General features: G+C 69.5%; 9 protein-coding genes. All 9 read right to left on the reverse strand.

Annotated elements, in window-relative coordinates; all coding sequences use genetic code 11:
- Positions 1-43: 43 nt before the first annotated feature.
- Positions 44-1,699 carry a cell wall-binding repeat-containing protein gene (locus MJ607_RS06570; RefSeq protein WP_243074773.1) on the reverse strand — a complete coding sequence of 552 codons (1,656 nt, stop codon included), beginning with the start codon at positions 1,697-1,699 and terminating at the stop codon, positions 44-46.
- A gap of 296 nt (positions 1,700-1,995) precedes the next feature.
- Positions 1,996-3,558 (reverse strand): Rieske 2Fe-2S domain-containing protein, encoded by a 1,563-nt coding sequence (locus tag MJ607_RS06575; protein WP_243075272.1) that lies wholly within the window; start codon positions 3,556-3,558, stop codon positions 1,996-1,998.
- Between the two features lie 72 nt (positions 3,559-3,630).
- The gene (locus tag MJ607_RS06580) at positions 3,631-6,960 is read right to left on the reverse strand and encodes a DEAD/DEAH box helicase (RefSeq protein WP_243074774.1); all 3,330 of its coding nucleotides are present in this window, start codon (positions 6,958-6,960) and stop codon (positions 3,631-3,633) included.
- Positions 6,961-7,013: 53 nt separating this feature from the next.
- The gene (nusB, locus tag MJ607_RS06585) at positions 7,014-7,424 is read right to left on the reverse strand and encodes a transcription antitermination factor NusB (protein ID WP_243074775.1); all 411 of its coding nucleotides are present in this window, start codon (positions 7,422-7,424) and stop codon (positions 7,014-7,016) included.
- Between the two features lie 12 nt (positions 7,425-7,436).
- On the reverse strand, positions 7,437-7,997 hold the full coding sequence (efp, locus tag MJ607_RS06590) for an elongation factor P (protein ID WP_243074776.1): 561 nt from the start codon (positions 7,995-7,997) through the stop codon (positions 7,437-7,439).
- Between the two features lie 124 nt (positions 7,998-8,121).
- Positions 8,122-8,580, reverse strand: coding sequence for a type II 3-dehydroquinate dehydratase (aroQ, locus tag MJ607_RS06595; RefSeq protein WP_243074777.1), 459 nt, complete (start codon positions 8,578-8,580; stop codon positions 8,122-8,124).
- Between the two features lie 31 nt (positions 8,581-8,611).
- Positions 8,612-9,694, reverse strand: a complete 1,083-nt coding sequence (gene aroB, locus MJ607_RS06600) for a 3-dehydroquinate synthase (RefSeq protein WP_243074778.1) — start codon at positions 9,692-9,694, stop codon at positions 8,612-8,614.
- The gene (locus tag MJ607_RS06605) at positions 9,691-10,257 is read right to left on the reverse strand and encodes a shikimate kinase (protein ID WP_243074779.1); all 567 of its coding nucleotides are present in this window, start codon (positions 10,255-10,257) and stop codon (positions 9,691-9,693) included. Before MJ607_RS06605 ends, aroB begins: the two co-directional genes overlap by 4 nt.
- Before the next feature lie 3 nt (positions 10,258-10,260).
- Positions 10,261-11,487 carry a chorismate synthase gene (gene aroC, locus MJ607_RS06610; RefSeq protein WP_243074780.1) on the reverse strand — a complete coding sequence of 409 codons (1,227 nt, stop codon included), beginning with the start codon at positions 11,485-11,487 and terminating at the stop codon, positions 10,261-10,263.
- Position 11,488: the final 1 nt, after the last annotated feature.

Here is an 11,488-nt window from a genome sequence, read left to right on the forward strand (position 1 = left end):
CTACCGGACGCCGCCGGCGACGGAGGCCCTCGGATGGGGTACCTCAGCCTCGTATGAACGTCAGGCCGGAAAGCACCTTCACATCCCAGGTCGCGTTGTCGCGGGGCGCGTATACCTGCGTGGTGATTGTGCCGTCGACTACGTCGAACTGGGACAATCGCACGGGATTAGCGGTGTTGGAGTGCAGCGTCTGCAGCAGATACGCGACCCGATTCCCCGACTCGGTCGAGATGACTCGCGACATCGCCACGCCGGTGTGCCCGCTGGTAACGACCTTGACGTTGGCATACGGCGCGACGAGCAGGTCGTAGACCCGTTGAGGCGACGAATCGCCGTACTCCCATTTCGGCTGGGAATGGCCCGCTCCGTCGATCTGCGCGTCGCCGTTGAGGAACGAGTGGGTCTGGATCACGACGTTGTATTGCGGGTGCGACGCGATGACGCTTGCGGCCCAAGACACCACCGTGCCTCGGGGCCACAGCTCCAGGTTCAGGATGAGCCAATGGGCACCTTCGGCGTCGAAAGTCGAGTATGTGTTGTCCACCTTTCCGGGCTCGAATTGCCCCGAGAGGGCAAGGTAGTCCGACGAGCGCCAGAAGGAGTTGAAGGTGGTTGTCAGGCGTTGGTATTCGTACGTGCGAGCCGGTTCGCGCGCCGACCCACCCGGGCCGGTCGCGTAGGTGTCGTGGTTGCCGATACTCAGCTGGTAGGGAATTCTCGCCTGGTCCAGCGGTCTGGTCGCGTCTCGCGCGATGACGTACTGCTCATGGCTTGGCGTGTCCCAGTTGACGACGTCTCCCGTGTGCGCAACGAACCGGAGGTCTAGTGCACCCTGATGTGCAACGAGCCACTTCGATCGATCCACGAAACGCGTGTCCGTGGCTGTGTAGACCTCCTGCTGTGTGTCTGGATAGATCGCCACGGTGAACCATCCATCTTTCTCGCGGTTCTCCGGGACTCCGTGCGAGTAAGGCGCGAGTTGGATGAGAAGAGAATCGTTCACCATCTCGGCTCCGCCTAGGACGACGATCTTCATAGGCTTGAGACGCGCCAGCTCAGTCCGCACCGCAGCCGAAAGCGAGTCTGGCGCGGTCAAGAGAACAGGCCCACCAAGCACCCCCGCCGCAGCCGCACCCGACAACGCGTCAGGAAAATTCACCCCAGCCGCAACATAAGCGACCGGAACGCCCGGAGAGAAAACGCTCGCACTGACCACAGCCGACGTCTCATACCGATCCGCACCCGCCAACCGCTGCACAGGACTGTTGGTGTAAGCCGCGAGCTGCGTTCTCACCGATTCCGAGACCATCCCGGCACCGCCTAGGACGACGATCTTCACAGGCTTGAGACGCGCCAGCTCAGTCCGCACCGCAGCCGAAAGCGAGTCTGGCGCGGTCAAGAGAACAGGCCCACCAAGCACCCCCGCCGCAGCCGCACCCGACAACGCGTCAGGAAAATTCACCCCAGCCGCAACATAAGCGACCGGAACGCCCGGAGAGAAAACGCTCGCACTGACCACAGCCGACGTCTCATACCGATCCGCACCCGCCAACCGCTGCACAGGGCCAGACGGTGAAGTTCCCACGCTGGAAGCCGCACCTTCGAACGATAAGGTCGCCTGCGCCGATTGCCCAGCCAACCCCAAGCAGGCCACAAGCGACAGGGTGATCGAGACCGAAAAGAAGCGAAATCCACGCATGAGCCACTCCGTTGATAGACGTCGCGCTCGCTGCCCAAGAAGACGTGGCGTCAGCTCACCGTGCCCGAAGTTACGGCACTCACGTCGCAGAATACCAAATGACGTAGTCGTTTGGTTGGGTCTAGGAGCTCACGCGCTTGGGCCAGGTGTCGTCCCTTCCTACCTGACCGCGCTCCAAGCCTCGAAGACGGGAGGTGAGGCCGATCTCGACCTGACCCGTTTTGACGAGTCGCCAGAAGGCACGGGCCGAGCCCACCGATCCCGGCGAATCGTCGCGATGCGGGAGGTTCGGCGGGTTACGCCGCCGGAACCGCCGCGTCGTCCTCGACCTGCGACGCCCGGATGGGGTGCCCTTGCGAGGTGAGGCACTTGCCGCTCGCGAGGTCCCACTTCCAGTCGTGCAGTGAGCACGTCAGGACGCCGTCCTCGATCTTGCCGGTCTTGGTGAGGTCGGCGCGGAGGTGCGGGCAGCGGCGCTGCACCTGCCAGTCGCCGAGCTGTGCGTCCTCTGTCTGGTCGGTCTGCTCCGCGTACCAGTTCTCGACGTACTCGATGCGGTCGCGCGAGAGGCACTTGAGGAACGTTGTGAGGAACTCGTTGAACTTGCCGCTGCGCCCCACCTCGAACTGCATCGAGAGGAAGATCGAATTCGACCAGTCGATCTCGTGATCGCGGATGTTCGTCGAGACGAGATCGGCGGGGATCGTGTACCAGTAGATGCACTCTTCGCCCGCGTACTCGCGCACCTTCGCCTTGGGGAAGTCCACGACCATGTCGAGCTCGCCGATGCGGAACCGGACGTTGCCGCCCACGCCGTTGCGGATCGTCCGCGCGCGGCGCAGCAGCGGCTCCCACCATTCCTGGATCGCCGCGAGCATCTCGGCGGGCGGCAGGACGGCGGCACGGGATGCCTCTTCCGCCACGACCTCGTCCTGCCGGGTGTCGCGCTGCTCGGCGAGGTAGGCCCACTTGTCGTCGAAGAAGCGGTCGATCTCGGCATCCGTGTACAGCGTCTGCGTGACCGACAATTCACCGTCGGACAGCTCGACGACGGTGCCGGGGACGAACTCGTAGCCCTTCTGCGCGGGCCGCTCGACGGCCATGTGCGCGAGGAACTCGCGCTGGTCCGTGAAGATCGAGTCGCTCTCGAGTCCCGTGCCGTTGTAGCGGAAGAGCTCCTCGCGCAGGAACATCGGCGGTCCCGCCATCGGGAAGACGTGCTCGGCGTCGACCTTCTCGATGTAGTAGAGCGCGCGCTTGTTCTGCGCGTCCCGCTTGAGCTTCGCGAAGTTCTGCTTGGCGTCCTGCGGCAGGTCGTAGACCATGGGCCACCAGATCGCGCCCGAGACCTGCGTGAAATACGCCTCCGGCTTCGAGAACGACAGCAGCTTCTCAAGATCGAGCGGGTGCGAGTCGTTCTGGTTCAGGATGCTGGCGGTGCCGTCGTCCACCGAGAGCGACGAGTCGCCGATGGGTCCATCACTGGGCGCGCGCAGCGGCGTCACCATGAGCTTGAGTTCGCCGAACTCGAGCGGCACGCCCGCCTGCGTGTAGACGATGTTGTCGTAGCCGAGCCTGCGGAGGTCCTGCTCGAGGTCGTCGGTCGGGTAGTCGGGCAGCAGGACTTTGATCGACTTCGGCACGACGCGCTCCATGAGCGCGGGGTCGAAGTGGTCGCGGTGGCGGTGCGAGACGTAGAGGAAGTCGGCGTTGCCGAAGCGCTCCCAGTCCAGGCCCCGGTTGTCGGGGAACGGGAACCACGATCCGAAGAACGTCGGACCGATCACGGGGTCGCACAGGATGCTGCCGCCCCGAGTCTCGATGAACATCCCGGCGTGGCCGAGGCCCGTGATCCGCATGAGCGCTCCCTTCAGAACCAGCACCCGAGTCTACGCGGGCGGCGCATGCCGCCCCATCTGGCGCGGCGGGGATCAGGCCTCCAGCAGGCCGCGGATGTCGTCGGCGGTGAGCGCCTGCGAGAACATGGCGTCGTCGTCCACGACTGCCTGGAAAAGGCGCGCCTTGCGCTCCTGGAGCGCCATGACCTTCTCTTCGATCGTGTCGGCGGCGATCATGCGGTAGACGAAGACGGTGCGGGTCTGGCCGATCCGGTGCGTGCGGTCCACGGCCTGCGCCTCGGCCGCGGGGTTCCACCACGGGTCGAGCACGAACACGTAGTCCGCCTCCGTGAGCGTGAGGCCGAACCCGCCGGCCTTGAGACTGATGAGGAAGACGGGCTCGTCGCCGCGACGGAAGGCGTCGATGACGGCGGCCCGGCGCCGGGTGGACCCGTCGAGGTACGCGTGACGGATGCCGGCGGCATCCAATCTCTCCGCCGCCAGTGTCAGGAACGACGTGAACTGGCTGAACACGAGAGCCCTGTGCCCCTCGGCGGCGACCTCGACGATGCGTTCGAGCAGGGCGTCGAGCTTCGTCGAGCCGACGTGCGCGTGTTCTGGATCGACGAGCACGGGCGCGAGGCTCATGAGCCGCAGGAGGGTCAGCGAGCGGAACACGATGAACCGGTTGCGGTCGAGGTCGTCGAGCAGGCCCAGAACCTTCTGCCGTTCGCGCGCGAGGGCGCGGTCGTAGAGGGCGCGGTGCACGGCATCGAGCGCAACGCGCAGCAGCTGCTCCTGCTTCTCGGGCAGGTCGGGCGCGACGAGCTCCTTCGTGCGGCGCAGCATGAGGGGACGGATGCGACGGCGGAGCCGCTCGAGCCGCGCCGAGCGGAACGCGCCGCCCTCCTGGTCCTCCGGCACCTTGCCCTGCTCGATCGGCTTGACGTACTCCTCGCGGAAGCGCCGCGCCGAGGGGAAGAGTCCGGGCGCCGTGAGCGCGAGAAGCGCCCACAGGTCGGTCAGGCTGTTCTCGAGCGGCGTGCCGGTCGCGGCGACGACCATCCCGGCGCGCAGCCGCGCGAGGGCGCGGTGCAGCTTCGTCTGCGGGTTCTTCGCGAACTGCGCCTCATCGAGGATCACGACCGCCCAGTCGACCGCCGCGAACTCGTCGGCGTCGAGCCGCGCGAGCGCGTACGACGTGATGACGAGGTCGGCGCCGGCAGCGGCATCCGTCACCCGCACGCCGCTCTTGCCGGAGGTCTGCTCGATCGTGCGCACCGCGAGCCCCGGGACGAAGCGCGCGGCTTCCGACGCCCACGTCGGGAGGACGGATGTCGGTGCCACGACAAGCACAGGACGCGGCTCGCCGCCCTCCTTGACGTGCGCGGCGAGGGTCAGCAGCTGCAGCGTCTTGCCGAGCCCCATGTCGTCGGCGAGGATCCCGCCCAGCCGGTGGCTCCACAGGAAGGCGAGCCAGTCGAACCCCGCACGCTGGTACGGCCGCAGCTCCCCGAGCACGCCGGCCGGCAGTCGCGCCGAGGGGGCGCTCGTCTCGGAGCGCAGCCCTTCGACGAGCGAGCGCCACGCGAGCGCCGGCTGCGCCTCTTCCGCGAGATCCTCGAAGTCGGCCCAGAGGTCGGTCTGGTAACGGCTGATGCGAGGCGCCGTCTCCCACTCGGCGATGCCCGCGGCCTCGTCGATCAGCTCTTTCAGCCGGTCGAGCGCCGGGTGACGCAGCGAGAAGAAGGCGCCGTCCGAGAGCAGCAGCTTGGCACGGCCCCGCGCGAGGGCCGTGAAGAGAGGCGTGAACGGGATGCTGCGCCCGTCTATCGTCACGATGATCCCGAGATCGAACCAGTCGGGATCCGTGGTCTCGACCGAGGTCAGCGAGATGGCAGGGTCGCCCGTGAGCTCGGTGTACGTGCGCCGCGGCGCGTTGCCCTCGATCCGCACGCCGTCGAGCTGCTGCCAGGCCGGCAGCGTCCGGGCGGCGAGCTCGGCGGCATCGACGCCCTCGAGCCGGCCCGTCGGGGCGAACGGCAGCGCCGAGCCCCAGGACTCCTCGAGCGCCTCCCGGATCCGATCCTCCGCCGCTGCGTCGCGATCGGGATGCGCGGCCGCGGCGTAGGGCAGACGTGTGAGGCCCGGATACGACCACTCGATGCGGTAGTCGACGACGTCGCCCGTTCCGAACGCCGCCGTGACGATCGCTACCGGCTCGGAAGCGGGGGGAAGCGCGATCCCCGCGCCCGCCGTCACTGTCGTGCGCCGTCGGAGCCTCGGGACGGCGTCGCGCAGGAACTCGTCCTTCTCGTCGCGCGCGACGAGGACGCCGTCGCGGAGCGGGAGCAGCGTGCGGACGGCCTCGGGCAGCTCGCACGGCGCGAGCGTGATGGGGATGGGGTCGGCGTCGAGCCCTGCGACGTAGAAGCCGTGGCTGCCGATGGGCCGCACGACGGCGTGCGCGACGGGTTCGCCGTCGACGGTGAGCCGCGCGCTCAGCCGCAGCGCGCCGCCCGCGCCGGCGGCGATGTCGAGCGACGCCGACGCGGTCGCAGCGAGGACGGCGGACTGCCGCTTCGCCGTCGTGACGAACGGGATGCCGCATCCCGCTGCGGCCTCGAGGTGCGGCCACAGCAGCCCCGAGTCGACGGTGTCGAGCGCGATCCACTCCCCAGGGTCGGCGTACGGACCGAGCGAGCGCGCGCCGATCGCGATGTCGGCGAGCTGTGCGAACCAGCGGGCGTGCTCGTGCAGGAACCCTGAGCCGGGCCGGCGCACGGCATCCCACGACACGTTCCCCTTGATCCAGGCGCCCGTCGCGTCGCTGCGCACCAGGGGGCGGATCGCGAGTGAGAGATCGTCCTGGCGCGCAGCCAGGGCGCGCGGTTCGGCCGCCTCCACGCGGCGCGGCGCCCACGAGCGCTCCTGGTAGGGCGCGCGCTGGCGCAGCTCGATGCCGAGCGCGAGCGGCGGGCCGGACGGCACCGCGGGCGGATCGAGCAGCGAGCGCCACGTGGGCGCCGGGGGCGCCGCGGGCGCCGCAGGCCGTGCAGGCATCGGCATCGCGGGTGCGAGCACGACGGCGGGCGATGCGACGACGGATGCCGCGATCGCCGGCGGCGCCGACTGCTCGTTGCTCGCGAGCATCGTCGCGACCGTGTGCTTGCAGTCCGCTTCCACGGGGCACGAGCAGACGGCCGACGCGATGGGTCCCGTGCGATGCCGAGGGTCGATGCGGATCGTGCAGCGGTAGGTGTTCCTGCCGCTGCCGCGCACGATGCCGGTGAGGGTGCGGGATGCCTCGTCCCACGTCGCTCGCGCGACCATCCCTTCGCGGTGGTATGCGGCGCCGCGCTCGAAGCCCGCTCCCCCGGCCCGCCGACGGATGTCGTCGGGATCGAGGAACGGCGCCGCCACGGCATCCATCCTCTCAGGAGCCGCCGACACGACGGCCGCCCCGGGAGACGGGATCAGGACGCGCGGGCGATCTTGGCGAGGACGCCGTGCACGAATGAACCGGAGTCGTCCGTCGAGAACTCCTTCGCGAGCTCGACGGCCTCATCGATCGCGACGGCCGAGGGCACCTCGTCGTTGTAGAGGATCTCCCACACCGCGATGCGCAGCACGGCGCGATCGACGGCGGGCATGCGCGCGAGCGACCAGTCCTTCGCGAAGGTCGTGATCTGCTCGTCGATCGCGTCGCGATTGTCGATCACGCCGTCGACGATCTCGCGCGCGTAGAGCCACGACGCCTCGCGGGCAGGCTCGCTCGCCGCGCGCTTGGCCTCGGCGGCGAGGATCGCCGCGAGGTCCTCATCACGGACGTCGGACTGGAACAGGATGTCGAGCGCGCGCTTGCGCGCCTTCGAACGGGCACTCATGGAGGGAGCGCGTCAGTTCACACGGCCGAGGTAGTCCCCGGTGCGCGTGTCGACCTTGACCTTGGTGCCGGTCTCGACGAAGAGCGGGACCTGGATCTCGTAGCCCGTCTCGACCGTCGCCGCCTTCGTGCCGGCCGACGAGCGGTCGCCCTGCAGGCCCGGCTCGGTGTAGGTGATCTCGAGGACGACCGACGCAGGCAGCTCGACGTAGAGCGGGTTGCCGTTGTTGAGGGCGATCTGCACCTGCTGGTTCTCGAGCAGGAAGTTCTTCGCGTCACCGACGGTGGCGGCACCGACGTTGATCTGGTCGTAGTCGGCGACGTCCATGAAGACGAAGTTGTCGCCGTCGTTGTACAGGTAGGTGAAGTCGCGGCGGTCGACGTTCTCGATGTCGATCTTCGCTCCCGCGTTGTAGGTGCGGTCGACGACCTTGCCCGAGACGACGTTCTTGAGCTTCGTGCGGACGAACGCGCCACCCTTGCCGGGCTTGACGTGCTGGAACTCGATGACGTTCCAGAGCTGTCCGTCGATGCTGAGGACGACGCCGTTCTTGATGTCTGCGGTCGATGCCATGGCTGAAGGAGTTCCGTTCGTCAGAGAGTCGATGGGTCGGTCGCTGCCCTCGGCAGGCTCGAAACCCGCTCGGCGCGTGCGACCCGACGTTCGATTCTACGGGATGCCGCCTCCTGCGCCGCGATCAGCCCTCGGCTTGTCCCGTGATGGCGTCCAGGAGCAGGCGCACGGCCTTCGCGTAGCCCGGGATCCCCTCGCCGATGACGTGGACGAGCGCGACGTCCGCGACGTAGGAGTGATGGCGGAACGGCTCGCGCTTCATGACGTCCGAGATGTGCACTTCGGCGACGGGGAGAGCGACGCCCGAAAGCGCGTCGCGGAGCACGACCGACGTGTGGGTGAGACCGCCGGGGTTGATGACGATGCCCGCGCAGTCCTCGCGGGCCGCGTGGATCGCGTCGATGAGCACGCCTTCGTGGTTGGACTGCACGGCGCGCACCTCGAAGCCGCGGGCGGCCGCGGCATCCGTCACCGAACGCTCGACGTCGGCGAGCGTCGCCGTCCCGTAGACCTCGGGCTCGCGCACGCCGAGCAGGTTGAGGTTGGGTCCGTTGACCAGGAGCAGACGGCGGGGCACGGTCATGCTCCGAACCTACCGCCGCCGGCGAGGGCTCTCAGCCCGCGACCTCCTGGTAGGCCGCGAACAGGAGCGACTCGTCGGGCGCCTGCAGAACCGTCGGACGGGCGATGTCGTCGAGCACGATGAACCGCAGCATCCCGCCGCGGCTCTTCTTGTCGCGCTGCATCGTCGCAAGCAGCTGAGGCCACGCGCCGCCGCGGTACGACGTCGGCAGGCCGAGCGTCTCGAGGATGTCGCGATGGCGCTGTGCGGCGGCATCCGGAAGCCGTCCCGCGAGGCGCGAGAGCTCCGCCGCGAAGACCATGCCGATCGAGATGGCGGCGCCGTGCCGCCACCGGTAGCGCTCGGCGTGCTCGATCGCGTGCCCGAGCGTGTGGCCGTAGTTGAGGATCTCGCGCAGGCCCGCCTCGCGGAGGTCCTCCCCCACGACCCGCGCCTTCATGTCGATGGCGAGCTCGATGCAGCGCCGGAAGGCCGCGCTCTGCGGATCGACGGCCGCGACCGGGTCGGCCTCGATCAGATCGAGGATCTCGGGCGCCCAGATGAAGCCTGCCTTGACGACCTCCGCGAAGCCGGCGGTGCGCTCGTTCGGCGAGAGGCCGTCGAGCAGGTCGAGGTCGCACACGACGGCGGTCGGCGGCCAGAACACGCCGACGAGGTTCTTGCCCTCGGCGGTGTTGATCCCGGTCTTGCCGCCGACGGCCGCGTCGACCATGGCGAGCACCGTCGTGGGCACCTGAACGACCGCGACGCCGCGCAGCCAGGTCGCCGCGACGAACCCTGCGAGGTCGGTGACGGCGCCGCCGCCGAAGCCGACGATCGCGTCGGTGCGCGTGAAATCGGCCTGCCCGAGGATCTGCCAGCAGAACGCCGCCACCTCGACGCGCTTGCCCGCCTCGGCGTCCGGCACCTCGGCGAGGAGCACTTCGCGCGTGCCGTCCGACTGGAGGGCCTCGCGCAGCGTCGCGGCCTGCGCCGCCAGGGTGGGCGGGTGCACCACGAGGACCTTGCGCGCGGCAGCCGGGAGGGCCTGCGCGACGCGGTCCAGGATGCCGCGCCCCACGATGACGTCGTAGGGCTGGTCTCCCCCGACGGTGATGGTCGTGACGTCGCTCACTGCGTCTCGGTCCCCTCGTTCAGTGCATCGCGTGCGTCGTCAGCGGGGCGGCCGGAGCGGACCCACGAGACGATGTGGTTGACGACCTCGGCGAGCGGCCCCGTCGAGGTGTCGAAGGTGACGTCGGCGACCTCTTCGTAGAACCCGCGACGTTCGTTCAGGATCGACTGCCAGCGCGCGACGGGATCCTCGCCGTCGGTCAGGAGCGGCCGCGACTCGCCCTGGATCCGCGCGCGCACGATGTGCGGCGCGACAGTCAGCAGCACGACGCGGTGATCGGCGAGATCACGGCGCGTGTCGGCGTCGAGCACCGCGCCCCCGCCGAGGGCGACGACACCGCCCTCCTGAAGTGCGGCGCGCACGGCGGCTCGCTCGAGCTCGCGGAAGCGCGCCTCCCCGTGCTCCGCGAAGAGCGCGGGGATGGCGCCGTGCTCACGCGCGACGAGGCTGTCGGTGTCGGCGAAGGGCACGCCGAGCTCGCGGGCGACCCGCCGCCCCACGCTGCTCTTGCCCGCGCCCATGGGGCCGACGAGCACGATGGCTCCCGTGGAACTCGAGGTCATCGGTCAGGAGAGCTCGTGCGCGACGAGGTCCGCCTCGGATGCCGGCGTCGTCCGCAGCGAATCCGGGATCGCCGCGAGGTAGGCCTCGAGGTTGCGGCGCGTCTCGCCGACGCTGTCGCCGCCGAACTTCTCGAGCACGGACTCCGCAAGCACGATCGCGACCATCGCCTCGGCCACGACGCCGGCGGCCGGCACGGCGCACACGTCGGAGCGCTGGTGGTGCGCGGCGGCGGTCTCGCCCGTCGCGACGTCGATCGTGCGCAGCGCGTGCGGGACTGTCGCGATCGGCTTCATGCCCGCGCGCACGCGCAGGACCGTGCCCGTCGACATGCCGCCCTCGGTGCCGCCCGCGCGGTCCGACGAGCGCGAGATGCCGGCATCCGTCGAGAACAGCTCGTCGTGCGCCTGCGAGCCGCGGCGGGTGGTGGTGAGGAAGCCGTCGCCGACCTCGACGCCCTTGATCGCCTGGATGCTCATGAGCGCCTGGGCGAGCTTGCCGTCGAGTCGACGGTCCCAGTGCACGTGCGAGCCGAGTCCCGGAGGAAGGCCGTACGCGAGCACCTCGACGATGCCGCCGAGCGTGTCGCCGTCCTTGCGCGCCGCGTCGACCTCTTCGACCATGCGCGCGCTCGTCGCGGCGTCGAAGCAGCGCAGCGGATCGGCGTCGAGCCGGTCGACATCGTCGGGCGCGGGCAGGTCCGCGTCCTCGGGGACGCGCACGGGGCCGATCGAGAGCGTGTGGCTCACGAGCCGGATGCCGAGCTCGCCGAGGAAGCCGCGCGCGAGGGCGCCGAGCGCGACGCGCGCCGCGGTCTCACGGGCGCTCGCCCGCTCGAGGATCGGCCGCGCCTCGTCGAAGTCGTACTTCTGCATGCCCACGAGGTCGGCGTGACCGGGGCGGGGGCGCGTGAGCGCGGCGCCGCGGCCGCGCGACTTCTCGGTGAGCTCGACCGGCTCGGGGCTCATGACCTCGACCCACTTCGGCCACTCGGTGTTGCCGACGCGCAGCGCGATGGGGCTGCCGAGGCTGAGGCCGTGGCGGACGCCGCCCGAGATCGTGAGCTCGTCCTCTTCGAACTTCATGCGCGAGCCGCGGCCGTAGCCGAGCTTGCGTCGTTCGAGGTCGGCCTGGATGGCGGCGCGCGAGATGGGGACGCCTGCGGGCAGGCCTTCCATGATGGCGACGAGTTCGGGGCCGTGCGATTCGCCGGCCGTGAGCACGCGGAGCATT

It is taken from the genome of Microbacterium sp. SS28 (assembly GCF_022761035.1).
Classification (GTDB): Bacteria; Actinomycetota; Actinomycetes; order Actinomycetales; family Microbacteriaceae; genus Microbacterium.

What these genes read in the sequence shown, in the direction of transcription:
- aroC (WP_243074780.1), bottom strand. Translation starts at nt 11,487, where the DNA reads ATGCTCCGCGTGCTCACGGCCGGCGAATCGCACGGCCCCGAACTCGTC.
- aroQ (WP_243074777.1), bottom strand. Translation starts at nt 8,580, where the DNA reads ATGACCGTGCCCCGCCGTCTGCTCCTGGTCAACGGACCCAACCTCAAC.
- MJ607_RS06605 (WP_243074779.1), bottom strand. Translation starts at nt 10,257, where the DNA reads ATGACCTCGAGTTCCACGGGAGCCATCGTGCTCGTCGGCCCCATGGGC.
- efp (WP_243074776.1), bottom strand. Translation starts at nt 7,997, where the DNA reads ATGGCATCGACCGCAGACATCAAGAACGGCGTCGTCCTCAGCATCGAC.
- nusB (WP_243074775.1), bottom strand. Translation starts at nt 7,424, where the DNA reads ATGAGTGCCCGTTCGAAGGCGCGCAAGCGCGCGCTCGACATCCTGTTC.
- MJ607_RS06570 (WP_243074773.1), bottom strand. Translation starts at nt 1,699, where the DNA reads ATGCGTGGATTTCGCTTCTTTTCGGTCTCGATCACCCTGTCGCTTGTG.
- MJ607_RS06575 (WP_243075272.1), bottom strand. Translation starts at nt 3,558, where the DNA reads ATGCGGATCACGGGCCTCGGCCACGCCGGGATGTTCATCGAGACTCGG.